This is a genomic window from Kitasatospora sp. NPDC015120 (assembly GCF_043080305.1).
GTDB lineage: Bacteria > Actinomycetota > Actinomycetes > Streptomycetales > Streptomycetaceae > Kitasatospora.
Map to the genome: position 1 here is coordinate 209165 of NZ_JBIBVJ010000005.1, position 26050 is coordinate 235214.

The 26050-nt window shown below is 74.6% G+C and carries 24 protein-coding genes and 1 tRNA gene; 13 read left to right on the forward strand and 12 right to left on the reverse strand.

The annotated features are described in order from the left end of the window. The first annotated feature begins 32 nt into the window (after positions 1 to 32). Complete coding sequence (gene htpX, locus ACF1AK_RS15120; RefSeq protein WP_391499241.1) at positions 33 to 896, forward strand: zinc metalloprotease HtpX; 864 nt, start codon at positions 33 to 35, stop codon at positions 894 to 896. Positions 897 to 917: 21 nt separating this feature from the next. Here htpX and ACF1AK_RS15125 read toward each other — a convergent pair whose 3' ends face one another. After that, complete coding sequence (locus tag ACF1AK_RS15125) at positions 918 to 2372, reverse strand: PLP-dependent aminotransferase family protein (protein ID WP_391499242.1); 1455 nt, start codon at positions 2370 to 2372, stop codon at positions 918 to 920. Here ACF1AK_RS15125 and ACF1AK_RS15130 point away from each other — a divergent pair. Then, complete coding sequence (locus tag ACF1AK_RS15130; protein ID WP_391499243.1) at positions 2371 to 3330, forward strand: DMT family transporter; 960 nt, start codon at positions 2371 to 2373, stop codon at positions 3328 to 3330. The genes ACF1AK_RS15125 and ACF1AK_RS15130 overlap by 2 nt on opposite strands. A 57-nt stretch (positions 3331 to 3387) precedes the next feature. Here the strand turns inward: ACF1AK_RS15130 and ACF1AK_RS15135 are convergent, their stop codons facing one another. Beyond that, positions 3388 to 3864 carry a hypothetical protein gene (locus tag ACF1AK_RS15135; RefSeq protein ID WP_391499244.1) on the reverse strand — a complete coding sequence of 159 codons (477 nt, stop codon included), beginning with the start codon at positions 3862 to 3864 and terminating at the stop codon, positions 3388 to 3390. A 212-nt stretch (positions 3865 to 4076) separates the two neighbouring features. On the opposite strand from ACF1AK_RS15135, the gene ctaD reads away from it, so the two are divergent. The 5 genes from ctaD (at position 4077) to ACF1AK_RS15160 (ending at position 8493) form a co-directional block, all read left to right on the forward strand. Then, entirely contained in the window at positions 4077 to 5795 is a 1719-nt protein-coding gene (gene ctaD / locus ACF1AK_RS15140; RefSeq protein ID WP_391499245.1) for a cytochrome c oxidase subunit I, read from the forward strand. Between the two features lie 36 nt (positions 5796 to 5831). Then, on the forward strand, positions 5832 to 6251 hold the full coding sequence (locus ACF1AK_RS15145; RefSeq protein WP_391499246.1) for a BlaI/MecI/CopY family transcriptional regulator: 420 nt from the start codon (positions 5832 to 5834) through the stop codon (positions 6249 to 6251). Between the two features lie 10 nt (positions 6252 to 6261). After that, positions 6262 to 7212 carry a M48 family metalloprotease gene (locus tag ACF1AK_RS15150; protein WP_391499247.1) on the forward strand — a complete coding sequence of 317 codons (951 nt, stop codon included), beginning with the start codon at positions 6262 to 6264 and terminating at the stop codon, positions 7210 to 7212. A gap of 109 nt (positions 7213 to 7321) precedes the next feature. Further along, entirely contained in the window at positions 7322 to 7975 is a 654-nt protein-coding gene (locus tag ACF1AK_RS15155) for a hypothetical protein (protein WP_391499248.1), read from the forward strand. 113 nt (positions 7976 to 8088) lie between these two features. Then, the gene (locus ACF1AK_RS15160) at positions 8089 to 8493 is read left to right on the forward strand and encodes a YccF domain-containing protein (protein WP_391499249.1); all 405 of its coding nucleotides are present in this window, start codon (positions 8089 to 8091) and stop codon (positions 8491 to 8493) included. A 22-nt stretch (positions 8494 to 8515) separates the two neighbouring features. Here ACF1AK_RS15160 and ACF1AK_RS15165 read toward each other — a convergent pair whose 3' ends face one another. After that, positions 8516 to 10402 carry an FtsX-like permease family protein gene (locus tag ACF1AK_RS15165; protein WP_391499250.1) on the reverse strand — a complete coding sequence of 629 codons (1887 nt, stop codon included), beginning with the start codon at positions 10400 to 10402 and terminating at the stop codon, positions 8516 to 8518. Between the two features lie 127 nt (positions 10403 to 10529). On the opposite strand from ACF1AK_RS15165, the gene ACF1AK_RS15170 reads away from it, so the two are divergent. Continuing rightward, positions 10530 to 11798 (forward strand): sensor domain-containing protein, encoded by a 1269-nt coding sequence (locus tag ACF1AK_RS15170; RefSeq protein WP_391499251.1) that lies wholly within the window; start codon positions 10530 to 10532, stop codon positions 11796 to 11798. Further along, a complete protein-coding gene (locus ACF1AK_RS15175) occupies positions 11795 to 12442 on the forward strand; it encodes a response regulator (RefSeq protein WP_391499252.1) in 648 nt (215 codons plus the stop codon). Before ACF1AK_RS15170 ends, ACF1AK_RS15175 begins: the two co-directional genes overlap by 4 nt. Here the strand turns inward: ACF1AK_RS15175 and mug are convergent. The 7 genes from mug to ACF1AK_RS15210 form a co-directional block, all read right to left on the reverse strand. Further along, the gene (gene mug, locus ACF1AK_RS15180; RefSeq protein WP_391499253.1) at positions 12439 to 13089 is read right to left on the reverse strand and encodes a G/U mismatch-specific DNA glycosylase; all 651 of its coding nucleotides are present in this window, start codon (positions 13087 to 13089) and stop codon (positions 12439 to 12441) included. The genes ACF1AK_RS15175 and mug overlap by 4 nt on opposite strands. Continuing rightward, the gene (locus tag ACF1AK_RS15185; RefSeq protein WP_391499254.1) at positions 13086 to 14192 is read right to left on the reverse strand and encodes a phosphatase PAP2 family protein; all 1107 of its coding nucleotides are present in this window, start codon (positions 14190 to 14192) and stop codon (positions 13086 to 13088) included. Before ACF1AK_RS15185 ends, mug begins: the two co-directional genes overlap by 4 nt. Positions 14193 to 14350: 158 nt before the next feature. Continuing rightward, positions 14351 to 15469 carry an aminopeptidase P family protein gene (locus ACF1AK_RS15190; protein ID WP_391499255.1) on the reverse strand — a complete coding sequence of 373 codons (1119 nt, stop codon included), beginning with the start codon at positions 15467 to 15469 and terminating at the stop codon, positions 14351 to 14353. A gap of 58 nt (positions 15470 to 15527) precedes the next feature. After that, the gene (locus ACF1AK_RS15195; RefSeq protein ID WP_391499256.1) at positions 15528 to 16880 is read right to left on the reverse strand and encodes a dipeptidase; all 1353 of its coding nucleotides are present in this window, start codon (positions 16878 to 16880) and stop codon (positions 15528 to 15530) included. A 34-nt stretch (positions 16881 to 16914) separates the two neighbouring features. Then, positions 16915 to 17352, reverse strand: coding sequence for a hypothetical protein (locus tag ACF1AK_RS15200; RefSeq protein WP_391499257.1), 438 nt, complete (start codon positions 17350 to 17352; stop codon positions 16915 to 16917). Further along, a complete protein-coding gene (locus tag ACF1AK_RS15205; RefSeq protein ID WP_391499258.1) occupies positions 17349 to 19007 on the reverse strand; it encodes an APC family permease in 1659 nt (552 codons plus the stop codon). The genes ACF1AK_RS15200 and ACF1AK_RS15205 overlap by 4 nt, the downstream gene beginning before the upstream one ends. Before the next feature lie 178 nt (positions 19008 to 19185). After that, entirely contained in the window at positions 19186 to 20466 is a 1281-nt protein-coding gene (locus tag ACF1AK_RS15210; protein WP_391499259.1) for an MFS transporter, read from the reverse strand. A gap of 135 nt (positions 20467 to 20601) precedes the next feature. Between ACF1AK_RS15210 and ACF1AK_RS15215 the strand changes: the two genes are divergently transcribed. Continuing rightward, on the forward strand, positions 20602 to 21351 hold the full coding sequence (locus ACF1AK_RS15215; RefSeq protein ID WP_391499260.1) for an ArsR/SmtB family transcription factor: 750 nt from the start codon (positions 20602 to 20604) through the stop codon (positions 21349 to 21351). Between the two features lie 41 nt (positions 21352 to 21392). Further along, positions 21393 to 21890 (forward strand): hypothetical protein, encoded by a 498-nt coding sequence (locus ACF1AK_RS15220; protein ID WP_391499261.1) that lies wholly within the window; start codon positions 21393 to 21395, stop codon positions 21888 to 21890. Between the two features lie 89 nt (positions 21891 to 21979). Here ACF1AK_RS15220 and ACF1AK_RS15225 read toward each other — a convergent pair whose 3' ends face one another. Then, positions 21980 to 22468 carry a YajQ family cyclic di-GMP-binding protein gene (locus ACF1AK_RS15225; RefSeq protein ID WP_391499262.1) on the reverse strand — a complete coding sequence of 163 codons (489 nt, stop codon included), beginning with the start codon at positions 22466 to 22468 and terminating at the stop codon, positions 21980 to 21982. 215 nt (positions 22469 to 22683) lie between these two features. On the opposite strand from ACF1AK_RS15225, the gene ACF1AK_RS15230 reads away from it, so the two are divergent. Continuing rightward, a tRNA-Tyr gene (locus ACF1AK_RS15230) sits at positions 22684 to 22764 on the forward strand. Positions 22765 to 22829: 65 nt separating this feature from the next. Here the strand turns inward: ACF1AK_RS15230 and ACF1AK_RS15235 are convergent. After that, positions 22830 to 23519: an HAD family hydrolase gene (locus ACF1AK_RS15235; RefSeq protein ID WP_391499263.1), complete on the reverse strand. Its 690-nt coding sequence runs from the start codon at positions 23517 to 23519 to the stop codon at positions 22830 to 22832. A 339-nt stretch (positions 23520 to 23858) separates the two neighbouring features. On the opposite strand from ACF1AK_RS15235, the gene ACF1AK_RS15240 reads away from it, so the two are divergent. Continuing rightward, positions 23859 to 25679, forward strand: a complete 1821-nt coding sequence (locus ACF1AK_RS15240; protein ID WP_391499264.1) for an APC family permease — start codon at positions 23859 to 23861, stop codon at positions 25677 to 25679. Positions 25680 to 26050 lie beyond the last annotated feature (371 nt).

The following is a 26050-nucleotide window of genomic DNA, read 5'->3' on the forward strand; positions in this document are numbered from 1 at the left end:
GGGCTTCCCCACGCACCATTGGAGGGCCAGCCGTGCACCGCCGGCACAACGGACTGAGGACCGCCGCCCTGCTGGGCGGCCTCTCGGCGCTGATCCTGGTGATCGGCAGCTTCTTCGGCCGCACGGGCTTCCTGATCGCCCTGCTGGTCGCCCTCGGCACCAATGCCTACGCCTACTGGAACAGCGACAAGCTCGCCCTGCGCGCCATGCGCGCCCGCCCGGTGAGCGAGATCGAGGCCCCGCAGCTGTACCGGATCGTCCGCGAGCTCTCCACCGCGGCCCGCCAGCCGATGCCCCGCCTCTACATCTCGCCGACCCCGGCCCCGAACGCCTTCGCCACCGGCCGCAACCCGCGCAACGCGGCGGTCTGCTGCACCGACGGCATCCTGCAGCTGCTCGACGAGCGGGAGCTGCGCGGCGTCCTCGGCCACGAGCTGAGCCACGTCTACAACCGCGACATCCTGATCTCCTCGGTGGCCGGGGCGCTCGCCTCGGTGGTGATGTTCCTGGTGAACTTCGCCTGGCTGGTCCCGTTCGGCCGCAGCGAGGACGACGACGGCCCGGGCCTGTTCGGCATGCTCGCGATCATGATCCTCGGCCCGGTCGCGGCCTCGCTGATCCAGCTGGCCGTCAGCCGCTCCCGCGAGTACCAGGCCGACGCCGACGGCGCCCGGATCACCGGTGACCCGCTCGCCCTGGCGAGCGCGCTGCGCAAGCTGGACGCCGGCACCCGGCAGCTGCCGCTGCCGCCTGAGCCGCAGATCCAGACCGCCAGCCACATGATGATCGCCAGCCCGTTCCGGCCGGGCGAGGCCGGGGCGAAGCTGTTCTCCACCCACCCGCCGATGGCCGAGCGGATCGCCCGGCTGGAGCGGATGGCCGGCTACGGGCGGTAGCCCGCGCGCGGCCGGGGCCCGTCAGCCCGTGAGCTCCTCGAAGGCCCGCCGCAGCCGGTGCACGCCCTCCACCACCTGGCCGGAGCTCTCGGCGGCCGCGTAGCTCAGCCGCAGGTGCGGGGCCGGGGGTTCGGCGGCGTGGTACGGGCGCCCGGGGGTCACCTGGACGCCGGCCCGCAGTGCGGCGGCGGTGAGGGCGCCGTCGTCGACGCCGTCCGGCAGCCGCAGCCACAGGTGGTAGCCGCCGGGCCGGTACGTGCCGAGCAGGCCCGGCAGCTCGCGGTGCAGGGCGGCGACGGCGGCGGTGCGGCGGTCGCGCAGCTCGGTGCCGAGGGCGCGCAGATGGCGGGCCCAGCCGGGATCGGCGACCAGCTCCAGCGTCGCCTCCTGCAGGGGCCGGGGCACGAAGAAGCTGTCCACCACCTGGGTGGCCCGCAGCCGGGCGAGCGCCGGCCCCCGCGCGGTGAGCGCTCCGACCCGCAGGTTGGGCGAGGCGGCCTTGGTCAGCGAGCGCAGGTGCACCACCACCCCGTCGCGGTCCTCGGCGGCGAGCGGACGCGGCAGCGCGGGGGCGTCCGCGTGGACCAGCAGCCGGGAGAAGTCGTCCTCGACGACGAACGCGCCCGCCGCCCGGGCGATCCGCAGCACCTCGGCCCGGCGCCCGGGGGAGAGCACCGCGCCGGTCGGGTTCTGGAACAGCGGCTGGCAGACGAAGACCCGCGCCCGGGTGGCCGCGAAGGCGTCGGCCAGCAGGTCGGTGCGCACCCCGTCGGCGTCGACCGGCACCGGGACCGGCCGCAGTCCGGCGGCCCGGACGACCGCGAGGATCCCGGAGTACGTCGGCGACTCCACCAGGACCGGCGCGCCGGGGGCGGCGAGCGAGCGCATCGCCACGGTGAGCCCGCCCTGCCCGCCGGAGGTGATCAGGACGTCCCCGGTGGCGATCGGCCCGCCGTGGCCGCCGATGTCGCGGGCGAACCAGCCGCGCAGCTCGGTGAGACCGTCGGTGGGCGGGCGCTCCCAGGCGCCCGGCCGCCGTCCGGCCCGGCCGAGGGCGGCGGCGAGCAGCCGTTCGGGCAGCAGCGAGGCGTGCGGGTAGCCGCTGTTGAGGTCCACGACGCCGGGCGGCGGAACGCGCAGGGTGGCGAAGACCGGGGCGGCCAGCAGGTCGCGCGGGCCGGTGTCGGTGCTGAGCGCGATCTCCTGCCAGGAGAGGTCGCCCGGGCGGGCGGCGGTGGGCACCCCCGCGCCCGGACCGCCCGCGAAGGCGGCTGCCCGGAACACCCCAGCGCCCGGCCGCGAGACCACCAGCCCCTCGGCGGCCAGGACGGCGATGGCGCGGGAGACCGTCCCCGGGCTGACCTGGTGGCGCTCCATCAGCACCCGGCTCGACGGCAGCTTCCGCCCCTCCGGGTAGCGCTCGACCTCCCGGCGCAGACTGTCGGCGAGCTCGGCCACACTGCTACGCTCGTTCATGAGAGCACACGATAGCGCTACCACCTCCCCGACGGTAGCGGCCCGGCCCGCTACGGCGGCGACGGCCGCGGCCCCCGCCGCGGCGGGGGCCACCGGCACGGCACTGGCCGCCCTGGGCGTCCTCTCCTTCTCCTTCAGCTTCCCCGCCACCGCCTGGGCCCTGACCGGCTTCGGCCCCTGGACGGCCACCGGGCTGCGCGGTCTGCTGGCCGGCCTGCTCGCCGCGCTCTGCCTCGCGGCCGCCCGCGTCCCGCTGCCCGCGCGCCGGCACTGGCCCGGCCTGCTGGTGGTCGCGGCCGGCTGCGTGCTCGGCTTCCCGCTGCTCACCACGCTGGCGCTGCGCACCTCCTCGACCGCCCACTCCGCGGTCGTCATCGGCCTGCTGCCGCCCGCCACCGCCGCGTTCGCCGCCGTGCGCGCCCGCCGGGACGGCCGCCGTCCGTCCCGGCTGTTCTGGGGTGCGGCGCTGGCCGGGGCCGTCGCGGTGCTCGGGTTCACCCTGGTGCAGAGCCACGGGCGGCCCGGACTCGCCGACCTCCTCCTGTTCGCGGCGCTGCTGGTCTGTGCGGCCGGGTACGCGGAGGGCGGGCGGATCTCCCGGGAGCTGCCCGGCTGGCAGGTGATCGGCTGGGCGGTGGTCGCCGCGCTGCCGGTCACCGCGCTGACCACGGCCCTGGCGCTGCCCACCGAGCCGCTGCCGTCCGGCGGCCCCGGCGCGAAGGCCGTGGCCGGGCTGCTCTACACGGCGGCGGTCTCGCAGTTCGGCGGATTCGTGGTCTGGTACCGGGGGATGGCGCTGATCGGCGTCCCGAGGGCGAGCCAGCTCCAGCTGGCCCAGCCGCTGATCACGCTCGTCTGGTCGGTGCTGCTGCTCGGCGAGGAACTGCCGGCCGCCGCGCCCGTGACGGCGGTGGTGGTGCTGCTCTGCATCGCGCTCACCCAGCGGGCCCGCGCCTGACGCCGCCGTGCCCGGTCCCGCGCCGGGGGCGGGGCCGGGCACGGCGGCGGCCGGGGATCAGTGACCGGCCTCCGCGGGCCGGTAGACGCACAGCGCCCAGATGATGAAGACGTCCAGGGCGATCGCCACGATGGACCAGCCCGGGTAGTACGGCATCGCCAGGAAGCCGTCGACGGCGCTCACCGCGGTGAGGACGATACCGGCGTACCGCGCCCAGGGAGCGCCCTTGAGGAGGAAGGCGCCGACGACCGCGACCAGCGCACCGACGACGATGTGGATCCAGCCCCAGCCGGTGAGGTCGAAGCGGAAGACGTAGCGGTTGGTGGTCAGGAAGACCTCGTCCTCGTGCACCGCCATGATCCCGCGCAGCACCTCCATGATGCCGTTGATGAGCATCAGGACACCGGCGAACACCACGAAGCCGGGCGCCCACTCACGGAACCGGTGGTGCGAGGGCGGCGGCGCAGGCTGACCGGTGCCGTGGCGCCAGGGCGGGGGCTCCTCCGGCGGGGGAGTCGACGACGTGCTGCTCATGGGTTCCTCCAGGACCGGGCACCGGGGCCGGGCAGGCCCTCCCGGACAGGTGGGCGGAGAGACGTGCGGACTTCGACCGTCCGGCCCCGGCCGGTGCCGGGCAACCGAGCCGCGCCCGTTCGGGTGACCCTCCCCGCGCGTCCCCGCCCGGTGCGGCCGGCCGCCCGGTACTGGTGGTCCGACCCCTGCCCCGGACCCGGAAGGCGCAGCGCGTGACCCTCTCGCCGCAGGACACCGCGGAGCAGCAGCCCCCGCACCCGTCGCGCCCGTCCCGGCCGGAACGCCGCCGCGCCGCCCGCCGTCGGCGCGGCCGGGCCCTGGTCGGCTGGCTCACCACCACCGACCACAAGCGGATCGGCACCCTCTACATCACCACCTCCTTCCTGTTCTTCCTGTTCGGAGGGCTGATGGCGATGCTGATGCGGATCGAGCTGGCCCGCCCCGGGCTGCAACTGCTCTCGCCCGAGCAGTTCAACCAGCTCTTCACCATGCATGGCACGATCATGCTGCTGATGTTCGCGACCCCGCTGTTCGCCGGGTTCGCCAACTGGATCATGCCGCTGCAGCTCGGCGCCCCCGACGTCGCCTTCCCCCGGCTGAACGCGATCGCCTACTGGCTGTACCTGTTCGGCTCGCTGATCGTCGTCTACGGCTTCCTCACCCCGGACGGCGCGGCCGACTTCGGCTGGTTCGCCTACGCGCCGCTGAACGGCCTGAAGCACTCCCCGGGCCTCGGCGCCGACCTGTGGATCATGGGCCTGGCCCTCTCCGGCTTCGGCACGATCCTCGGCTCGGTCAACTTCATCACCACGATCGTCTGCTTCCGGGCGCCGGGAATGACGCTGTTCCGGATGCCGATCTTCGTCTGGAACGTCCTGCTGACCGCCGTCCTGGTGCTGTTCGCCTTCCCGGTGCTGGCGGCCGCGCTGCTCTGCCTGGAGGCCGACCGGCGCTTCCACACCCACGTCTTCGACGCGGCCAACGGCGGGGCGCTGCTCTGGCAGCACCTGTTCTGGTTCTTCGGGCACCCGGAGGTCTACATCATCGCGCTGCCGTTCTTCGGCATCATCACCGAGATCCTGCCGGTGTTCAGCCGCAAGCCGATCTTCGGCTACACCGGGCTGATCGGCGCGACCATCGCCATCACCGGCCTGTCGATCACCGTCTGGGCGCACCACATGTTCGTCACCGGGCAGGTGCTGCTGCCGTTCTTCTCGATCATGACGATGCTGATCGCGGTGCCCACCGGGGTGAAGTTCTTCAACTGGATCGGCACCATGTGGCGGGGCTCGCTCAGCTTCGAGACACCGATGCTGTGGTCCGTCGGCTTCCTGGTCACCTTCCTGTTCGGCGGCCTCACCGGCGTGCTGCTGGCCGCGCCGCCGATCGACTTCCACGTCTCCGACTCGTACTTCGTCGTCGCGCACTTCCACTACGTGGTGTTCGGGACGGTCGTCTTCGCCATGTTCGCCGGCTTCCACTTCTGGTGGCCCAAGTTCACCGGCCGGATGCTCGACGAACGGCTCGGCCGGATCCACTTCTGGACCCTCTTCGTGGGGTTCCACACCACGTTCCTGGTGCAGCACTGGCTCGGCGCCGAGGGCATGCCCCGCCGGTACGCCGACTACCTGGCCTCCGACGGCTTCACCGCGCTCAACACGGTCTCCAGCATCGGCTCCTTCCTGCTCGGGATCTCCACCCTGCCGTTCCTCCACAACGTCTGGCACACCGCCCGGTACGGGGAGAAGGTCACCGTCGACGACCCGTGGGGCTACGGGCGCTCGCTGGAGTGGGCCACCTCCTGCCCGCCGCCCCGGCACAACTTCGTCACCCTGCCCCGGGTCCGCTCCGAGTCGCCCGCCTTCGACCTCCACCACCCCGGGATCACCGCGCCCGACCGGCAGCAGCCCGCCCGTGCCCCACGAGCCTGATTCCCGGTCCTTTACCTTCTCGTTAGGATGACCGGCATGGCAGAGGACACCCCCACCCCGGTGGCCGGCGACCCGCGGGCCCGGCGGCGCGGCCAGGGCGAGCTGGAGGCGCAGGTGCTGGCCGTGCTCCAGCGGGCACCCGTCCCCGTCACCGCCGGCTGGGTGCAGGAACGCCTCGACGGCGGCCTCGCCTACACCACCGTGATGACCATCCTCTCCCGGCTCCACGCCAAGGGCGCCGTCACCCGCACCCGCTCCGGCCGCTCCTACCTCTGGCAGGCGTCCTCGGACGCGGCCGGCCTCGCCGCCCTGCGGATGCGCCGCGTCCTCGACGGCGAACCCGACCGGGACGCCGTGCTCGCCAGCTTCGTCACCGCGCTCCTCCCGCACGACGAGGAGCTGCTGCGCACCCTGCTCGACAGCGCCTCCGGCCCGGCCCCCGACCGCGAAGGCTGACGTCCTCGCCGTGGGTGTCTTCGTCTTCCTCCCCCTCGTCCTGCCGCTGACGGCGCTGCCCATCGCCCGCCTCACCGAGCAGCACCTCCACCCGCGCGGCGCCGCCCGGCTGCTCACCGCGATCAGCATCGTGATGGCCCTCTGCAGCGCGCTCTGCCTGGCCCTGATCGGCGTCGTCGGCACCGCGCAGATCCCCGGCAACCCGCTGCCCGACAGCTGGTCCGACCCCGAGGTGCGGGCCGCCCTGCCGTACCACGAGACGGTGGGCACCGCGGCGCTGCTCGTCCTCGCCGTCGTCCTCGCGGCCGTCGGCCGCACGCTCGTCCGCCACCTGCGGATCCGGGCCCGCGCCCGGCGGGCCCTCGGCCGGGCCCTGCCCGCCTCCTCCGACGTCGCCCTGCTCCCCGACCCGGCCCCGTACGCCTACGCGCTCCCCGGCTCGCCGCGCTCGCCCGGCCGGGTCGTCGTCTCCACCGGCATGCTGGCGGGCCTCGCCGAGGACGAGCGCGCCGCGCTGCTCGCCCACGAACGCGCCCACCTGGCCCACCGGCACCACCGCCACCTGCTGGCCACCCAACTGGCCGGCTGCGTCAACCCGTTCCTGCGCCCGCTGGAGCGCGCCGTCGCCTACAGCGCGGAACGCTGGGCCGACGAGGAGTCCGCGCAGGCCGTCGGCGACCGCCGGGTCACCGCCCGCGCCGTCGCCCGTGCCGCTCTCGCCTCCCACCGCCCGCCCGACGCGTACGCCGCCTTCCCCGCCTTCGCCGCCCCGGGGCCCGTCCCCCGGCGCGTCGCCGCCCTCCTCGGCCCCGTCCCCAGCACCCGCAACTGGCCCCCCGCCCACACCCCCGCCGGCCTCGCGGCCCTGGTCGCCGCCCTCGGCACCGCCGCCTCCGCCCTGTCCGCCCTCAACGCCGCCGTCGCGCTCCTGCTCGTCCTCAAGGCCGTCACGCCGCTGTGACCCGCGCACCGGACGGCGCAGCATCCCGAGCGCTGCCGGCCGGACTGCCGCATGCTCGGTGAGCAGGGCGCCGGGCCCGGGACCGGGGCAGGCCGCAAGAGGTGAGGGCATGGCCGCAGCGGGTTCGACGAGCATCGGGAACAGTGCGCTGGTGGCGGCGGTCACGGCCCTGGTGGCCTCGCTGGTCGGTGCGGCCGGGCTGTGGTTCCGCGAATGGAACGCGCGCCGCAGTGCCGAGGCGAGGCGCCGGCGGGAGCTGGACGAGGCGCGGGCGCACCTGGGCTTCCTCACCGAGTGGTTCAGCACCTACGAGGCGGTCGCCCCGGGGACGGACATCGCTCCGGTGCGGGCGTGGGCGGTCGACCACCTGCAGAGTCAGCTCCGGGTCCTGCGGGCTCCGCAGGGCGACGACCACCTGGACGCTCTTTCGTTCCTGGACCGCTTCAGGGTCGTCCTGCTGTGGCTGCCGCTGCGTTCCCCGGCGGGGTCGCTGGTCCGGCTGCTCTTCTTTTTCGTCCTCCTCTTCATGGGCTACGCCCTGGGATTCGCCGTACTGGCGCAGGGGGACGTTCTCGGCACGATCGTCATCGTTCTGCTGCTCATCGGGACCGGCACCGCGCTTCTCTACGGCCTCTGGGCCCTGACCGTGCGGCTCGCGCACCGGACCGCTGATCCTCGGCTGCTCCGGGCCAGGGAGCGGGCCCCGGAGCGGGCGCCGGAGCGGGTCGACCGGACGTCCGGCCCGGGGCGTTCTCCTCCCTGAGGAGTGCTGCTACCCGGAGGGATCCCTGAGGTTGCCGTCCGGGGGCGTGGATCCGCAGGTCGGCGGGCATCGGTGGTCGTAGGGCAAGGTTCGCACGTGAGAGGGTGCCGGGCATGAAGGTGATCGGGTTCGTACTGAATGTGCTCTGGCTGGTTTTCTGCGGATTCTGGATGGCGGTCGGCTATGTGATCGCCGGCATCATCTGCTGCGTTCTGATCATCACGATCCCCTTCGGTATCGCGTCGTTCCGCCTGGCCGGGTTCGTGATCTGGCCGTTCGGGCGGACGGCGGTCGAGCGGCCGGACGCCGGGGCGCCGTCGTGCATCGGAAATGTGATCTGGCTGGTCTTCGCCGGGTGGTGGCTGGCGCTGATGCATCTGATCACCAGCATTCCGCTGTTCCTGTCGGTCATCGGAATTCCGTTCGGGTGGGCGAACCTCAAGCTGATCCCGGTGTCGCTGATGCCGCTGGGGCGGGAGATCGTCTCGACCGACGAGCCGTGGGGCGGCCGGCGGTAAGGGAAGGACATGGAGCCGGGACTCAGCGCGCGACGGCGGTGACCGGACGGGAGCGCAGTGCCCAGGCGGCGGCCGGGGCGGCGCAGAGCGCGGCGAGCAGCAGCGCGCCGGCGCTCACCGCGGCGACCGGGCGCCAAGGGAGGACGAGCGGCGCGGGCACCCGGAGCACGGCCAGCGCGGCGTACAGGGAACCGAGCTGGACGGCCGCGACCGCGCAGCCGAGCACCGCGCCGACCGCCGTCACCAGCACCGATTCGGCGGTCACCAGCCGTACCACCTGACCGCGGGTCGCCCCGGCGAGGCGGAGCAGGGCGAGCTCACGGCGGCGGTCGGCGGTGGCCATGAGCAGGGTGTTGGCGAGCGCGATGCCGGTGTAGACGAGGGCCAGGCCGAGGACGAGGGCCATCCGCAGCCAGGTGATCCGGGCGGGCGCCCCGGCGGCGAGCCACTCCTCCCGGGTCAGCACGGTGGCGCCGTACGGCAGGGCGGCGGCGCGGACCTCGGCCACCCGGGCTGCGGGCCCGAGGCGGACCTCGATCCGGTCGACCCGGGCGCCCGGGGCATGGGCGGCGGTGACGTACAGGCCGTTGTCGCCGAGTCCGTCCCGCAGCACGGCCGCCACCCGCAGGGTCGTCCGGCTGCCGTCGGCGCGCACCACCGGGACCGGCTCGCCGACCGTCCGGTGCCCCCACCCGGCGGGCAGGACGAGCGAGTGGTCGTCCAGGCCGGCCGTCGATCCGGCCAGCAGCGGCAGCCGGGTGAGCGTGGCCAGTGCGGCCGGATCGGCGGTCGCCCGGGCCTCGGAGCGGACCGTCACGCCGTCCGGTTCGACGAGGCCGAGGGCGGTCGGCGCGGTGGGGAGGAGGGCCGCCACGCCCGGGACGGCGCGCAGCACGGAGACCAGCGGGCCGTCGCTGCCGGGAGCCGGGAGGACGACCAGGTCGGCGGTGGTGCGGGCGCGCGCCTCGGCGGTCCGGGCGGCGCTCGCCGTGGCCGGCGCGCCCGCCAGCGAGCCGGTCAGCGCGACCGCGACCAGCACCGGTGCGGCGACCGCGCCCGTCCGGCGCAGCGCGGCGGCGGCGCCCGCGGGCACCAGGCGGCCCGCGTACCCGGTGAACCGCACCGGGAGGGCGCGGCCGAGGAGGCGGACGAGCGGCGGGGCGAGTAGCGGGGAGAGCAGACCGGCCGCGCAGATCAGCCACATCGGCTGGGTGGTGTACGTCTTGCGGTGCAGCAGGTCGGCGGGGTCGGTGGCGAGCGCGGAGCCGGCCAGGACGGCGGCCGTGAGCAGCAGGCCGAGACCGGTGAGCAGCCGCCCGGCCGTCAGCACCCCCGTGTCGAGGTCGGCCGCACGCAGGGCGTCCAGCGGCCCGGCCCGCCCGGCCCGGCGCGCGGCCACGGCGACACCGGCGAGCGCGACCAGCAGTCCGGTGGCGAAGGCGGTGGGCAGCGGCCAGCCGGCCGGGGCGAGGGCGAAGCCGGGCGGCGCCATGCCGAGGTCGGCCAGCCGCCCGACGAACGCCGGGGCGCCGAGCCGGCCGAGCAGGCAGCCCGTGGCGGAGGCGGCCGTGCCGAGCAGCAGCGCCTCGGCGAGCACCGTGCGGCGGACCTGCGCACGCGTGGCGCCGGCGAGGCGGAGCAGGCCGAGCTCACGGCGGCGCTGGGCGACGGCGTAGGAGTAGGTGGAGGCGACGACGAACGCCGAGACGAACGCGCTCACCCCGCCCGCGGTGCCGAGTGCGGCGACCAACGACACCAGGTCCTCCCCGCCGGGTGCGCCGGCGGCGGAGGCGAGGCCGAGCAGCATGACGGCGGTCATCGCGACGCCGAGGGCGAGCGCGAGGAAGGCGCCGAGCAGGGAGACCCGGCGGGCCTTCAGGGACCGGAGTGCGATCCGCAGCATTCTCATGGCACCCAGCGAACCGCCGCGGCAGGGGGCACCGCAGCAGGCCGGGGGCCACTCCGGACGGTAGGGCAGGCCCTACCGACGCGCCGCCGGCAGCGCCCTAGGGTGGGCACGACCGGGGAGGGACACGATGGACAAGCTGCTGCGGCCGGGCCTGCTGCGTTCGGCGGCCCCGTGGCGGGCGGCCGGGTACCTGCTGGCGACCGGCCTGACCGGGCTGCTGCTCTGCGCCGGCCTGCTGCTGTCCGTGACGGCCGCCGGGGTGCTGGCGGTCCTGCTGGTCGGGCTGCCGCTGCTGGCCGCGCTCGCCCTGGCCGGGCTGCCGGTCGCGGCCTGGGAGCGCCGGCTGGCCCGGTTCCTGGACGGCGGCCGGGTGCCGGACCCGCACCGCGTCCCCGACCGCCCCGGCCTCGCGGCCTGGCTGCGGCTGCGCTACCGCGAGCGGGCGACCTGGCGCGAACTGGGCTTCACCGCGCTCGCCGCGTTCGTGCTCTGGCCGGTCGACCTGGCCGTGGCCGGCTGCGCCCTGGCCCTCCCCGGCTGCCTGCTGGCCGCCGTCCCGCTGCTCCTGCTGGACGGCGAGCAGGTCAACGTCCTCAAGGTCTGGCAGGTCCACTCGCTGGGGACGGCCGCTCTGTGCGGGCTGGCCGGCCTCGTCCTGCTGCCGCTGCTCGGCCACCCGCTGGTGCTGGCGGTGGCGGCCCGGGCGGCCCTCGTCCGGCTGCTGCTCGGGCCCGGCCGGCAGGAGCGGCGGATCGGTGAGCTGGTCCGCTCCCGGGCCCGGCTGGTGGACGCCTTCGAGGCGGAGCGGCGCCGGATCGAGCGCGATCTGCACGACGGCGCCCAGCAGCGGCTGGTGGCCCTGCGGATGACGCTCGGCCTGGCCCGGCTGGACGCGCCGCCGGACGGCCCGCTGGCCGCCCGGCTCGCCGCGGCGCACCGCGAGGCGGGTGACGTCCTGGCCGGGCTGCGGGAGCTGATCAACGGCATCCACCCCCAGGTGCTCACCGACCGCGGCCTGCCGGAGGCCTGCGTGGACGCCGCCGACCGCTCGCCCGTCCCGGTCGCCACCCGCTTCGCGCTGCCCGCCCGGCTCCCGGCAGCGGTCGAGTCGGCCGGCTACTTCGCCGTCACCGAGGCCCTCGCGAACATCGCCAAGCACAGCGGCGCGCGCACGGCGAGCGTCGAAGGGCGGTACGCGGACGGGCGGTTGACGATCGAGGTGGCCGACGACGGCCGCGGCGGCGCCGACCCGGGGCGCGGCACCGGCCTGACCGGGCTGGCCGACCGGGTCGCCGTCGTGGACGGCACCCTGACGGTGAGCAGTCCGCCCGGCGGACCGACCCTGGTGCGGGTGGAGATCCCCTGCGCCCCGTCCGGCGCAGGAGCGGAACGATGAGCCTGAGGATCGTGCTCGCGGAGGACGGCGTGCTGCTCCGCGAGGGGCTGGCCGGCCTGCTGGCCCGGTTCGGGCACCGGGTGGTGGCCGCGGTCGGCGACGCCGGAGCGCTGCGCACGGCGGCCGGGGAGCACGCGCCGGACCTCGTCGTCACCGACGTCCGGATGCCGCCCGGCCAGACCGACGAGGGGCTGCGCGCGGCCGTCGAGCTGCGCGAGCGGCGCCCGGGCCTGCCGGTCCTGGTGCTCAGCCAGTACGTGCAGCGCTCGTACGCGGCGGAACTGCTGGACTCGGGCGACGGCTCCGGGGTCGGCTACCTGCTGAAGGACCGGATCGGCCAGATCGAGGAGTTCACGGCGGCGGTCACCGAGGTGGCGGCCGGCGGGACGGTGGTCGACCCGGAGGTGGTCCGCCAGCTGCTGCGCCGCCGCCGGGACCCGCTGGAGCGGCTGACCCCGCGTGAGCGCGAGGTGCTGGCGCTGATGGCCGAGGGGCGGTCGAACGCGGCGATCTGCCGGGAGCTGGTGGTGTCCGAGGCGGCCGTGGGCAAGCACATCGGCAACATCCTGATGAAGCTCGACCTGCCCCCGGCGGGGGAGACGCACCGCCGGGTGCTGGCGGTGCTGGAGTTCCTGCGGTCCTAGGACGCGCCCTCCACGGCGCCCGGTCCCGAAACGCGCCCTCCACGGCGCCCGGTCCTGGGACGCGGTCTGCCCGGCGCCCGGTCCTGGGACACGGCCTCGCGGAGTCTGGCGAACTCCGCCGCCAGCGCGTCCAGGGTGTAGTGGGCGTTGAGGCCGCTGGGGTTGGGCAGCACCCAGACCTCGGTGTCCCCGATGGTCCGCTCCTGCCGTCCGGTCGACGCCGTCCGCAGGCCGAAGGCGGTGCGATAGGCGCCGATGCCGAGCACCGCCAGGACCCGGGGGCGCAGCCGCAGCACCCGTTCGGTGAGCGCGGCGCCGCCCGCCCGCAGCTCGTCGGCGGTCAGCTCGTCGGCCTTGGCGGTGGTGCGCGGGGCGACGTTGGTGATGCCGAGGCCGAGGTCGAGCAGCTGCCGCTGCTCGTCCGGCCGGAACTGGCGGGGCGTGAAGCCGGAGCGGTGCAGGGCGGGCCAGAACCGGTTGCCGGGGCGGGCGAAGTGGTGGCCGGTGGCCCCGGACCAGAGCCCGGGGTTGATCCCGCAGAACAGCACGCGCAGACCGGGTGCGGTGACGTCCTCGATCGTCCTGTCGCGGGCGGCGAGCAGTTGCTCGGCGGTCGGCCTGGGGGCCGTGGTCGGCTTCTCGGTCACCGCTCCAGTGTGCCGCCGGTCACCCCGGCTGCCACGCCCGCCCCCGGCTCCACCGGCTCCACCGGCTCCACCGGCTCCACCGGCTCCACCCGCGCCACGGCCGTCCGGCTCGCCGCCAGCGACCTGGCCCGCCGCCGCCCGCGCAGCCACCGCACGCCGTACACCGCCGCGGCCGCGTACGCCCAGCCGACGAAGACGTCCACCAGGTAGTGCTCCGCCCCGTACACCAGGGCGAAGGTCATCGCGAGCGGGTAGGCGGCCAGCAGCACCCGCAGCCACCGCGCGGCCGTCGGCCAGAAGAAGAACAGCAGCATCGCCGGGTACGCCGAGTGCAGCGAGGGCATCGCGGCGACGTCGTTGGCGAACTGGCTGCCGTTCTCGAACACCGACGCGGCCCGCGGCAGCCCGCTCTCGGTGAGCACGTCCGAGACCACCCGGGTCAGCTCCGGCAGGTGGCCCTCCTGGGAGGAGAGCCACGGCGGCACCGCCGGGTAGAGGATGTACGTGGCGAAGCCGGCGAAGGTCAGCACCAGGTAGCAGGTGAGCAGGTGCCGGAACCGGTCGTGGCGCCGGCGCCACAGCACCGCGAGGATCACGAAGACCGCGAAGAAGTGCGACATGTAGACGGTGACCGCCGCGTAGTCCCACCACTGCGGCGAGCCGGGCGTGTAGAGCCCGTGCTGCAGCCGGACGGTCAGCGTCTCGCCGAAGCCGATGACCTCGTCGGCGCGCTGCTGGGGCCACAGGTACGGGCCCCAGGGAGTGTGCGCGCCGTAGCCGCGCAGCAGCGAGTACGTCCAGACGACGGCCATCACCGGCACCCAGTCGCGCAGCACCAGCAGGAAGCCGCGCGCGCCGTGCCCGCTGTGCACACCGGCGGCCACCAGGGCGCCCATCAGCCAGAGGAAGACCAGGTCATTGGTGTACGGCAGGCCGTACGTGCCCAGGTACCACAGCAGGGCGGTGAGGTAGAGCGGCCACGCCAGCAGCCGGAGCCGGGCCAGGGCGCGGGAGCGCGTGCCGGTCCGGGAGCCGGTCGCCGGACGCAGCCGCCCGGCGCTCTCGGAAGGGGCGGGCGGCGCCGGGCGGAGCATTCTGGTCATGCCGGTCGAAGCTAGCAAGGCATTCTTGGAGAACTCTCGGTGCGAACGGCGGTCCGCTCAGGAAGGGCTCAGAATTGCCCCGGGCGGCGCAGCGGACGCGGTGGCCGGGTGATCCGGGACACCGCCCGGCGGTGATCCGGGACACGGCCCGGGGTGGTTCAGGACACGATGCCCAGCTCGTGCGGGGTGTTGTTGAACCGCCGCCCGCCCTGCTCGGTGACGGTCACGATGTCCTCGATGCGCACCCCGAACCGGCCCGGCAGGTAGACGCCCGGCTCGATCGAGAAGCACATCCCCGGCACCAGCGGCCGCTCCTCGCCCTCGACCAGGTACGGCGGCTCGTGCGTGGTGATGCCGATGCCGTGGCCGGTGCGGTGGATGAAGTACTCGCCGTACCCGGCCTCGGTGATGACCCGGCGGGCGATCCGGTCGATCTCCTGGCAGCCGATCCCGGGCCGGACGGCCTCGAACGCGGTCTGCTGCGCCTGCCGGACGACCTCGTGGACCCGGCGCACCTCGTCGGGGACGTCGGCGCCGACGTGCACGGTGCGGGTGGTGTCGGAGCCGTAGCCGTCCTTGAGGCCGCCGAAGTCCAGCACGACGGTGTCGCCGGGCTCGATCACCCGGTCGCCGGCCTCGTGGTGCGGGTTGGCGCCGTTGGGGCCGGAGCCGACCACGGTGAAGTCGACCTGGCTGTGCCCGTACTTGATGAGCAGGGCGGCGAGGTCGGCGGCGACGTCGGTCTCCCGGCGGCCGGCGAAGGTGACCTCCAGGATGCCGCGGTAGGCGGCGTCGGCGGCCCCGCCGGCCGCGGCGAGGCGCTCCAGCTCGTCCGCGTCCTTGACCGCGCGCAGCATCGGCAGGGTCTCGGTGAGCGAGGTCCAGCCGGTGGCCGGCAGGGCGGCCTGGAGGCCGAGCAGGTGCATCGCCCAGGCGTTGTCGGAGATCCCGTAGCGGCCGGCCCGGTCGATCAGCGGGACGGCGGCGGCGTACGGGTCCTGGCCGTCGGTCCAGTCGACCAGGCGGACGGCGGGGGCGCCGGCCGCCTTCTCGGCGTCGGGGCGCTCCAGGGTGGGGACGATCAGCGCGGGCTCGCGGCCGGCGGTGAGGACGAGCGCGGTGAGCCGTTCGGTGATCGCGGTCGGCTGGTAGCCGGTCAGGTACACGAGGTCGGGGCCGGGGGCGACGACCAGGCCGGACAGCCCGGCGCCGGCCGCGGCGGCGGTGGCCCGCTCCAGGCGGGCGCGGTAGTCCTCGGTGGTGAATGCTCGGGGCATGCGGGTCTCCTGGTGGGGGAGCTCGGCGCGGCTGGAGGCTGTGCGTGCGTCAACTTCATCACGGACGGCGGGAGTCGGCGTAGTGCCGGAGGAACAGCGCCTCGACGTGGGCCATGTGCTCGATCTCGCCGGGGTCGACGCTCTCGTTGGGCGCGTGGATCAGGCAGCGCGGCTCCTCGACGCCCATCAGGATGATCTCCGCCGCCGGGAAGGTGGTGGCGAACACGGTGCAGAGCGGGATCGAGCCGCCCTGGCCGAGGAAGGACAGCGGGCGGCCGTAGACCTCCTGCACGGCCTTGTCGAGCGCCGCGTAGGCGGGCCCGCCGGTGGCGGCGCGGAACGGCGAGCCGACGCTCTCGGGGGTCACCGCGATGTGCACCCCCCACGGCGCGGCGGCCTCCAGGTGGGCGGTGAGCGCGGCCTGGGCGGCGCGGGCGTCGGTGCCGGGCGGGACGCGCAGACTGATCCGGGCCCGGGCGGTGGCCGGGACCGCGGCGGCGGAGCCGACCACCGGCGGGCAGTCGATGCCGAGCACGGTGACGGCGGGCCGGGCCCAGAGCCGGTCGGCGACGGTGCCGGAGCCGGTCAGCCGGACGCCGTCCAGCACGCCCGCGTCGGCGCGGAACTGCTGTTCGTCGTAGCCGACGCCGCTCCAGGTGCCGTCGTTGTCCAGGCCCTCGATCCGGGTGCCGCCGTCGGGGTCGCGCAGTGAGTCCAGGACGCGGATCAGCGCGGCCAGCGCGTCCGGGGCGGGGCCGCCGAACATGCCGGAGTGCATGTCGCCCGCGAGCGCGGAGACGGTGACCACCACCGTGGTGACGCCGCGCAGCGAGGTGGTGGCGGTGGGCAGGCCGATCGCCGCGTTGCCGGTGTCGCAGATCAGCAGCGCGTCGGCGTGCAGTTCCCCGGCGTGCGGCGGGACGTAGGCCTCCAGTCCGCCGGTGCCCTGCTCCTCGGAGCCCTCGACGACCAGTTTGAGGCCGACCGGCAGCTCGTCGCCGAGCGCCCGCAGCGCGGTGAGGTGCATGACGATGTTGCCCTTGCAGTCGGCGGCGCCGCGCCCGTACCAGCGGCCGGCGCGCTCGGTGAGCTCGAACGGCGGGGAGGTCCAGGCGGTGTCGTCGAGCGGGGGCTGGACGTCGTAGTGGGCGTAGAGCAGGACGGTCGGCGCGCCGGGCGGGGGCGGGCGGTGGCCGACCACGGCGTGGCTGCCGTCCGGGGTCTCCTCCAGGTGGACGTCGCGCAGTCCGGCGTCGGCGAAGGCGGCGGCGACCCACTCGGCGGCCTGGCGGCACTTCTCCGGCGGGTACTGGCGCGGGTCGGCGACGGAGGGGATGGCGACCAGCTCGGCCAGGTCGGCCCGGGCGCGCGGCATCAGGGCGGCGATCCGGCGGGCGAGTTCGTCGGTCATGGTGACGGCTCCTCTGGGGGCGGTGGACGGGTCGTCAGTTGCGGACGGTGTCCTCCAGCTTGAGGTCGTCGATCTTGTCCTTGATGGCGGCGAGCTTGTCCGGGCAGTACACCGAGAGCACGATCGTCTCCGCCAGGACCACCTCGCGGTCGGAGAGCACCGGACGCTGGCCGGGGCCGGCCGCGCCGGTGGACATGCCGTACTTCCACTGCGCCTGCTGGAGCGCGCCGGCCGGGTCGTCGCAGACGGCGCCGCCGTCCTCGCCCAGGGTGTGCACGATCTGGTCCTGCGACGGCACCGGGTAGCCGGCGGCGGCCAGTGCCTCGGACAGCTGCTGGGCCTTGCGGTTGGCCTCGTTGGTCTCGTGCAGCTGGCTGTAGGTGAGCAGGCCGGTCACCAGCATGGCGACCAGCAGGACGATCGCGCCGAGGTAGATCCAGCGATGCCGGGAGGCCATCAGGCTGCGGGTCATGCCGCACCCCCGTGCGTCGGGCCGCCCGCACCCGGGCCGCCGTGCGTCGGGCCGCCGTGCTCCGGTCCCTCGTGCGTCGGTCCCCGGGGCCCCGGTCCGTCCGGGCCGGGGCCGGTCGCGCGGCGGAGCTCGGCGGCCTCGATCGCCTCCGCCTCGGCCCGGGCCCGGGGCGAGCGCCAGCCCGGCTTGCGCAGCCGCAGGAACAGCGCGGGGATCACCAGGCCCAGCACCAGCAGACCGCCGCCGACGATCGCCACGTACGACCAGACCGAGCCGCTGCCGAACTGCGAGGAGGGCACGAACCCGATCGCCATCGCCGCCGCCGAGGCCACCAGGCCGGTGACCGCGATCGGCACCAGCGCCGGTGCCCGGTAGCCGCGCGGGTGGTCCGGCTGGAGACGGCGCAGCCGGATCGCGGCGGCGAACATCAGCAGGTAGACGATCAGGTACACCTGCGTGGTGATCACCGAGAAGATCCAGTAGGCGCTGGAGACGTTCGGGATCAGGGCGTACGCGAGGGCGATGACCGTGGTGACCACGCCCTGGGTGACCAGCAGGTTCTGCTGGACGCCCGCCCGGTTGAGCCGCTGCAGGAACGGCGGGAGGTAGCCCTCCTGGCGGGAGATCATCAACAGGCCCTTGGACGGCCCGGCGAGCCAGGTGAGCATGCCGCCGAGCGAGGCGGCGACCAGCGCCACCGCGATCACCGGGGTCAGCCAGCCGATGTGGAAGTACTGGAAGAAGGCGTCGAAGGCCTGCATCACGCCGGCCGTCAGGCTCAGCTGGCTGGACGGCACCACCCAGCTGATCGCCAGCGCGGGCAGGATGAAGATCGCCAGCACCAGCCCGGAGGCGGTGAACATCGCCCGCGGGAACTCCCGGGCCGGGTTGCGCAGCGAGGAGACGTGCACCGCGTTCATCTCCATGCCGGAGTAGCTGAGGAAGTTGTTGACGATCAGCACCAGGCTGGCCAGGCCGGTCCACTCCGGGAACAGGTGCGCGGCGTCCATCGGGGCGGCGGAGCCGTTGCCCTGGCCGAGGAAGACGAAGCCGAGCACGACGAGCAGCGTGCCGGGGACCAGCGTGCCGATGACCAGGCCCATCGAGGAGAGGCCGGCCACCGCCTGGGTGCCCCGGGCGGAGACCCAGACGCCGGTCCAGTAGAGCACCATGATCACGAGCGCGGTGTACGGGCCGTTGCTCGCCAGGGAGGGGTCGACCACGTAGGCGATGGTGGACGCCACGTACGCCAGCAGGGACGGGTAGTAGAAGATCGTCATCGCGAACTGGCACCAGACGGCCAGGAAGCCCAGCGGCTTCGACAGGCCCTCCGACACCCAGCGGTAGACGCCGCCCTCCCAGCCGGACGCCAGCTCGGCGGAGACCAGCGCGGTCGGCAGCAGGAAGACCACGGCCGGCAGGAGGTAGAGGAAGACGCAGGCGAGGCCGTAGACCGCCATGGTCGGGGCGGAGCGCAGGCTGGCCACCGAGGCGGTGGTCATGAAGGCGAGCGTCAGCCAGGACATCCGGGGTGCGTTCGCCAGGGTGGTGGCCGCCGAGCCGGTGCGCTCCCGGGTGGCGGACTCCCGGCCTCCGCCGCCCTGGCCTCCGCCAGGACCGCCCTGGCCGGACGACGGTATGTCCATCGAACTCATGCGTCCTCCTGGGGTGGCCCCGCCGACGCCGGGCCGTACCCGGTCAGTTCACCCGGTTGGCGAGGGAGGCGCATGCGGCGTGCACCCGCACGGGTGAGCGGGCGGTGGACGGGTGAGGGGGCGGTGGACGGGTGACGGACGTGAGCGGGCGATTGACGCAGCGGGCGGTGAGCGGGCGTCAGGGGGACGGAGTGCGCGCCGGGGTCCGCCCGGGCCAGCCGGAGCGGCGCAGCGTCCGGCCGGCCGTCGCCGGGACCAGCCCCGTCGCGAGCAGCGCGGCCACCGTGCCGAGCGCCGCCGCGGGGGAGAGGTGGTCGAGCAGCAGCCCGCTGCCGACCGTCCCGGCGGGCATCCCGACCGTGAACATCGTCAGCGTCGCGGAGATCACCCGCCCGCGCAGCGCGTCCGGGACGCGGCTGAACACCAGCAGGTCGATCATCACCCGCAGCGTCGGGATCCCGAGGCCCACCGCGAACAGCGCCGCGAAGACGGTGACCGGTCCGCCGGGCAGCAGCGGCGCCAGCAGCACCGGGACGGTCAGCCAGGACACCGCGAGCAGCAGCACCCCGGGCCCGGCCGTCCGGTGCAGCCGGCTCACCAGCAGCGCGCCGGCCAGCGCCCCCACGGCCTCGCCGGCCAGGGCCAGGCCGATGCCGGTGCTGGACGTGCCCTGGCCGCGCAGGATCACCATCACCGGCAGCAGCATCGCGGCTCCCGCGACGTTGATCAGCAGGACGACGGCGAGGACCGGGCGCAGCAGGGCGTTGCCGGCCAGGTAGCGGTAGCCGGCCAGCGCGCCGCCGTCCGCGGTGCCGGCCCTGCCCGCGCCGGACTCCGGCCGGCCCGGGAACCGCACCACCAGCGCGGCGGTGAGCGCGAGCAGCGAGGCGACCGCGGTGCCGACGAACGGCGCCGCCCGGCCGAGCCCGAACAGCGCGCCCGCCAGCGGCGGCCCGATCAGGCCCGCCCCGCTCATCCGGGCCTCGTCCTGCGCCAGCGCCTGGCGCAGCTGCTCCGGCGGCACCACCGAGCGCACCGCGATCAGCCGGACCGGGCCGGTGTAGGCGATGGTCGCCCCGATCACCACGGCCACCAGCAGGGTGTGCGCGAGGGTCAGCCGGTCCAGCGCCATGGCGGCGGGGACGCTGGCGCAGGCGAGCAGCCGGACGCCGTCGCCGGCGATCAGCAGCAGGCGGCGGTCGCAGCGGTCGGCGACCGCGCCGCCGTGGAGGCCGAACAGCAGGGAGGCGCTGATCTGCAGGGCCCCGAACGCCCCGGCGAGCGTGGAGGAGCCGGTGAGCGCGAGCAGCAGCAGTGGGTAGGCGGTGTCGGCGATCTGCAGGCCGAGGGTGGCGCCGGCCTGGCCGGCCCAGAGGGCCTGGAAGCGCCAGTTGCGCCGCAGCGGGACGGGCCCGGCCGCCTGCAGCGGGCCGGTCGTGGTCGCGGTCCCCGTACTCATCGGCCGCCTCCCCTTCTCGACGCTCACAGTGGCGTCACCGTTCACGAATGCGTGAATGGTGACGCAGAGGTGAGCGATCGCGCAAGGGTGAACGCTCGATTGCCCGGGTCGGCGGCCGTCTGCGAGGGTGGGGCCGTGGTCGAGAATGCCGAGAGTGCCGAGAACCCCGACGAGCAGCTCGCCGTCCCGGGGCCCGGCGCGCCCGCCCCCGCTGCCCCCACTGCCTCCGCTGCCCCCGCCGCCCTCAAGGAGCGCCGGGTCGAGGACGCCGCCACCCTGAAGGCCCTCGCCGACCCGCTCCGCCTGGCGATCCTCGACGTCCTGATGGACGCCCTCGCTTCCGGGCCGCTCACCGCCAAGGAGATCGCGGCCGCGCTCGACGAGCCGCAGACCAAGCTCTACCGCCACATCAAGCAACTGGAGAAGGCCGGACTGGTCCGCGTCGCCGGCACCCGGCTGGTCTCCGGCATCGTCGAGAGCCGCTACGCCCCGGCCCAGGACTCGCTGCGGCTGGCGCCCGAGATCTTCTCGCCCGGCTCACCGACCCGGCTCGACGCCTACGGGGCCATCCTCGCCGCGATGGACCGCGTCCGCGGCGAGTTCCGCGCCCGCGCGACGGCCGACCGCGTCGACTTCACCACCTCGCGGGATGCCTCGGCCCCCGGTCTGCCCGGCATGTTCTCGCACTTCACGTTCCGGCTCACGCCCGACCGGATGCTCCGGCTCCGCGGCCGTCTCGACGAGATCCTCGACGAGCTGCGCGCCGAGGGCGAGAGCGACGCCGAGGACGCGGTGGAGGCGACCCTGTTCACGCTGCTGTACGGCGTCCGCCCCGGGCGGGCGGGCGACTCTCGGACTGATACCCGACCGGGCACGGAATCGTAAACGCCGGGCGCACTGTCGGTGTCATGGTTCACGATGACTGAATGTCATACGAACTTCAGGCGCTGATCGGCCCGGCGGAGCTGGTCGCGGTGGCGGCCGCCGAGGTTTCGGCGGCCCGCCCGCGACCGCTCGCCCAGGGCCTCGCACTGATCCCGGCCACCTCCGGGTTCCTGACGGCCCTCCGGTTCGGCGACGAGGAGCCGGCCTCCCCGGGCGCCGCCGGCTTCGACTGGTTCTCCGACGGCCTGGAGCGCCGGCTCGCCGCCTGGTCCAAGGCCGGCCCGATCGCCTGCGTGGAGGCCGAGTACTTCGGCGGCACCGGCATCCAGCGCGCCGCCCTCTGGGCCGACGGCCGGCTCGACCTCGGCCCCCTCGTCAGCGGCGAGCTGGAAGTCTTCCCGCCCGAGGGCAGCCCGATCTCCCGCGTGCTGTGCCGCCTCGGCGTCCGCGTCCCGGCCGGCACCACCGACCGCGACGAGTTCGACGCCGCCGGCCTCGCCGCCCACCGCACCACCGCCGCCTGGGCCGCCTCCCCCTGACGCCCCCCGGGACGACCACGGCCCCGGAAACGACGGCGGCCCCGGTCGGGAGCCCTCTCCGGAGCTCCCGGCCGGGGCCGCCGACCGGCTCAGCGGTAGTTCACGAACTGGATCGCGAAGTCCAGGTCCTTGCCCTTGAGCAGCGCCTGGACGGCTTGCAGGTCGTCACGGCTCTTCGAGCTCACCCGCAGCTCGTCGCCCTGGACCTGGGCCTTCACGCCCTTGGGGCCCTCGTCGCGGATGATCTTCGCGATCTTCTTGGCATCGTCCTGGGAGATGCCCTCCTTCACGTCCGCGAAGATCTTGTACTCCTTGCCGGACAGCTGCGGGTCCTTGGCGTCCAGCGCCTTCAGCGACAGGTTGCGCTTGATGAACTTGCTCTGCAGCACGTCCAGGATGGCCTTGACGCGCTCCTCGCCGTTGGCCTTCATCTCGATCGTCTCGCCGGAGCGCTTGATCTCGGCGCCGACGTTCTTGAAGTCGAAGCGGGTGGCGATCTCGCGGGAGGTCTGGTTGATCGCGTTGTCGACCTCCTGCCACTCGACCTTCGAGACGATGTCGAAACTGGAGTCGGCCATGGGTGTTGGTCTCCTTGATGCTCTGGCTGCACTGGCACGGCCGCCCCACCGGACGCCCGCCGCCCCAGCCTATCCAGCCCGCCCCCGCCGCCGCCCAGGACAGTCGCGCCACACCCGCCGATCGCGCCCCACGGAACCGGGTGGCGGACCACCCCCCGGCATCGGGTAAGGTTTACCCAGTCGAACGGGGCAAGCCCCCGGGAGGCGAACATCCTGGCTGGTTGCCCGAGCGGCCAAAGGGAGCAGACTGTAAATCTGTCGCGCAAGCTACGCAGGTTCGAACCCTGCACCAGCCACAGGATAGATGGAAGGCCCCCGGTTCACGGAGACGTGGATCGGGGGTCTTTTGTCGTTTCCGGGGTCAGTGGGGGAGGGCGAGGAGGAGGGCGGCGGCGGTGGGGGTGTCGGGGGCGGTGCGGGTGGGGGTGGGGAGGGACGGGGGGAGGGGCGGGGGTGGGGAGGGGGTGATCCAGATGGAGCGGAGGCCGGTGGCGTGGGCGCCGCGGAGGTCGGTGGCGGGGTTGTTGCCGACCATCCAGTCGGCGGGGGTGAGGGTGCGGCCGAGGCGGGTGGCGGCGAGGTGGAAGATCGCGGGGGAGGGCTTGCGGGCGCCGGCCTCCTCGGAGACGCAGACGGCGTCGACGGCGGGGAGCAGGCCGGTGCGGGCGAGTTTGGCGCGTTGGATGTCGGTGCAGCCGTTGGTGACGACGGCGATGGGCCAGCCGGCCGCGCGGAGGGCGGCGAGGGCCTCGGGGACGCCGGGGAGCAGGTGGGTGCGGGCGGCCTCGTGGGCGACGTGCTCCTCCCAGAGGGCGGTGCCGGAGCGGGGGAGGCCGTAGTGGGCGGCGATCCGGGTGAAGCCGGCGGGGGAGCGGTCGGTGAGGAAGAGGCCGAAGACGGTGGGGGCGGCCTCGGCGGGCAGGCCGTGGGCGGCGCAGAAGGCCGGGGCCCAGGCGTCGGCGCCGCCGTCGCGTTCGACGAGGGTGTGGTCCAGGTCGATGAGGAGCAGCGGGGTCGGGGGCGCCGGAGAGGGCGGAGAGTGCCGGGACATGTGCGGAGAGTAGTGGCAGGGGAGGGGTGGGTTATTGCGAATGACTTGCAATTGCCTGACTCAGGCAGCACAGTGGTGGGGCAGGGTGGGGCCGGACCGTTCAGCTTCACCGCCGAGCAGTCCCGGCCGTGCGTGAGCGCGCCGGGAGTCCTCCGTAAGAGCTGATCGTCTTCCCAACCGGCGCCCGCCGGGACAGCGGTCCGCCCACCCCGCCCAGTCGCCGTCAAGGGCCCGTCAAGAGCGGGCGACGGCGCGTCAGGAACGCGTAGCGGCCGTGAGGTGGAGCCGGCCGGCGCCCGCAGGATCGGGGTGACCGATCGACTGCGGAGGTTCCGTCCGATGTCCAGCACCCTCGCCGCCACCACCGAGCCCCCGGATACCGCCGCCGGCGCCGCGGACCGGCATCGGCTGACCGCGCTGGGCGGCCTGGCGGCGCTGTCGCTGGACGCGATGGCCTCGGTGGCGTACGGGCCGGAGTCCGTGGTGCTGGTGCTCGCCGCGGCGGGGGCGTACGGCCTCGGGTTCACCCTGCCGGTCACGGCGGCGATCGCGGTGCTGCTGGCGGTGCTGGTGGCCTCCTACCGCCAGGTGATCGCGGCCTTCCCGGACGGCGGTGGCGCCTACGCGGTGGCCGTGGCGCACCTGGGGCGGCGGACGGCGCTGACCGCCGCGGCCTCGCTGGTGGTGGACTACGTGCTGAACGTGGCGGTGTCGGTGACGGCCGGCGTGGCGGCCCTCACCTCCGCGGTGCCGGGCCTGTACGGCCACCGGGTCTGGCTCTGCCTGGGCGTGCTGGCGCTGGTGACGGCGGTGAACCTGCGCGGGATCGCCGAGTCGGCCCGCTGGTTCTTGGCGCCGACCGCCGTCTTCGTGCTGGCGGTCCTGACGATCGTCGTGGTGGGACTGTTCCGGGACGCGCCGGTGAGCACGGCGGCCGCCGACGGGCACGCGTCCGCCCTGGCCGACAACGCGACCACCGTCGGCGCGTTGCTGCTGCTCAAGGCCTTCGCGGCCGGCTGCTCCGCACTGACCGGTGTGGAGGCGGTGGCGAACGCCGTCCCGTCCTTCCGCGCGCCGGGCGTGAAGCGGGCGCAGCACACCGAGGTCGCGCTCGGCGCGCTGCTCGGCGTGATGCTGATCGGACTGGCGGTGCTGATCGGCCGCTTCCACCTCCAGCCGGTCGAGGGCGTCACCGTGCTCGCCCAGCTGGCCGACGCCTCGCTCGGCCACGGCGCCGGCTTCTACGTGGTGCAGTTCGCCACCGTGGTCCTGCTGGGCCTGGCCGCCAACACCTCTTTCGGCGGTCTGCCGGTCCTGCTCCACCTGCTGGCCCGCGACCACCACCTCCCGCACGTCTTCGCCCTGCGCGCCGACCGTCAGGTGCACCGGCACGGCGTGCTCTTCCTGGCCGCCGTCTCCGCCCTCCTGCTGGTCGGCTCCGGCGGCGACGTCAACAGCCTGGTCCCGCTCTTCGCGATCGGCGTGTTCGTCGGCTTCACGATCTGCCAGGTCGGCATGGTCCGCCACTGGTGCGCCGGGAAGCCGGCCGGCTGGCGGTGGCGGGCGGCGCTGAACGGGTTCGGCGCGCTGCTCACCGGCACCGCCGCGCTCGTCGTCACCGGCACCAGGTTCACCGAGGGCGCCTGGGGCATCTGCCTGGCGCTGCCGCTGCTGGTCCTGCTGTTCGAGGCGGTGCACCGTGGCTACGCCCGGATCGGCGAGCGCCTCGGACTGGGCCGTGTCCCCGGACCGCTCACCCCGCAGCGCAGCCTGGTCGTCGTCCCGGTCACCGCCATCACCCGCCTCACCCGCGACGGCCTCTCCGCCGCCCTCTCCCTCGGCGACGAGGTCATGGCGGTCACCGTCGTCCACGAGCCGGCCGAGGCCGAGGCGCTGCGCCGGGACTGGGAGCTGTGGCGGCCCGGCGTGCCGCTGGTCGAGATCCCGGACGCCCACCGCCGGCTCGGCCCGCCGATCGCCGCCTTCGTCAACGGCCTCGCCGCCGAGCACGCCTACGACCGCCTCACCGTCCTCATCCCCGAGGTCGAGCCGGTCCGCCCCTGGCAGCGCGCCCTGCAGAACCGCCGCGGCGCCGTTATCGACCGGGCGCTGCGCCGGCACACCGACGCGGTGGTCTGCCGGCTCCGGATGCGGATGTGACGGCGGAGGCGACGGCTGGGACGACGGCGGACGTGACAGCAGGGATGACGACGGGCGTCACGGCGGACCTGACGGCGGACGCGACGGCGGACCTGACGGCGGACACGAGCGGCCCGGCCGTCGCCCCCCCTGGTGGAATTGCCACGATATGCCCCATGTAAATGGCCCGACCGCCATATCTTGACGATGTCTTAACGGCCCCCTTGACGCCCTCGAAACGCCCCGGCCCCACCCGCAAAGCCTCGCGCGTAGCCGCTCCGACCAGCGGAAACATCCCGCCCGTCCGTCAATGCGAACGTCATGAGCACGCCGGAACGTCCCATTGCGCGCCCGTCGCACACGCTTACGCTCGCCGATGTGTTCAACGTGCC

What these genes read in the sequence shown, in the direction of transcription:
- ACF1AK_RS15225 (WP_391499262.1), bottom strand. Translation starts at nt 22,468, where the DNA reads ATGGCCGACTCCAGTTTCGACATCGTCTCGAAGGTCGAGTGGCAGGAG.
- ACF1AK_RS15155 (WP_391499248.1), top strand. Translation starts at nt 7,322, where the DNA reads ATGGCCGCAGCGGGTTCGACGAGCATCGGGAACAGTGCGCTGGTGGCG.
- ACF1AK_RS15200 (WP_391499257.1), bottom strand. Translation starts at nt 17,352, where the DNA reads ATGACCCGCAGCCTGATGGCCTCCCGGCATCGCTGGATCTACCTCGGC.
- ACF1AK_RS15210 (WP_391499259.1), bottom strand. Translation starts at nt 20,466, where the DNA reads ATGAGTACGGGGACCGCGACCACGACCGGCCCGCTGCAGGCGGCCGGG.
- ACF1AK_RS15135 (WP_391499244.1), bottom strand. Translation starts at nt 3,864, where the DNA reads ATGAGCAGCACGTCGTCGACTCCCCCGCCGGAGGAGCCCCCGCCCTGG.
- ACF1AK_RS15235 (WP_391499263.1), bottom strand. Translation starts at nt 23,519, where the DNA reads ATGTCCCGGCACTCTCCGCCCTCTCCGGCGCCCCCGACCCCGCTGCTC.
- ACF1AK_RS15145 (WP_391499246.1), top strand. Translation starts at nt 5,832, where the DNA reads ATGGCAGAGGACACCCCCACCCCGGTGGCCGGCGACCCGCGGGCCCGG.
- ACF1AK_RS15130 (WP_391499243.1), top strand. Translation starts at nt 2,371, where the DNA reads ATGAGAGCACACGATAGCGCTACCACCTCCCCGACGGTAGCGGCCCGG.
- ACF1AK_RS15125 (WP_391499242.1), bottom strand. Translation starts at nt 2,372, where the DNA reads ATGAACGAGCGTAGCAGTGTGGCCGAGCTCGCCGACAGTCTGCGCCGG.
- ACF1AK_RS15165 (WP_391499250.1), bottom strand. Translation starts at nt 10,402, where the DNA reads ATGAGAATGCTGCGGATCGCACTCCGGTCCCTGAAGGCCCGCCGGGTC.
- ACF1AK_RS15220 (WP_391499261.1), top strand. Translation starts at nt 21,393, where the DNA reads ATGTCATACGAACTTCAGGCGCTGATCGGCCCGGCGGAGCTGGTCGCG.
- ACF1AK_RS15175 (WP_391499252.1), top strand. Translation starts at nt 11,795, where the DNA reads ATGAGCCTGAGGATCGTGCTCGCGGAGGACGGCGTGCTGCTCCGCGAG.
- ACF1AK_RS15195 (WP_391499256.1), bottom strand. Translation starts at nt 16,880, where the DNA reads ATGACCGACGAACTCGCCCGCCGGATCGCCGCCCTGATGCCGCGCGCC.
- ACF1AK_RS15205 (WP_391499258.1), bottom strand. Translation starts at nt 19,007, where the DNA reads ATGAGTTCGATGGACATACCGTCGTCCGGCCAGGGCGGTCCTGGCGGA.
- ACF1AK_RS15240 (WP_391499264.1), top strand. Translation starts at nt 23,859, where the DNA reads ATGTCCAGCACCCTCGCCGCCACCACCGAGCCCCCGGATACCGCCGCC.
- ACF1AK_RS15190 (WP_391499255.1), bottom strand. Translation starts at nt 15,469, where the DNA reads ATGCCCCGAGCATTCACCACCGAGGACTACCGCGCCCGCCTGGAGCGG.
- ACF1AK_RS15185 (WP_391499254.1), bottom strand. Translation starts at nt 14,192, where the DNA reads ATGACCAGAATGCTCCGCCCGGCGCCGCCCGCCCCTTCCGAGAGCGCC.
- ACF1AK_RS15170 (WP_391499251.1), top strand. Translation starts at nt 10,530, where the DNA reads ATGGACAAGCTGCTGCGGCCGGGCCTGCTGCGTTCGGCGGCCCCGTGG.
- ACF1AK_RS15160 (WP_391499249.1), top strand. Translation starts at nt 8,089, where the DNA reads ATGAAGGTGATCGGGTTCGTACTGAATGTGCTCTGGCTGGTTTTCTGC.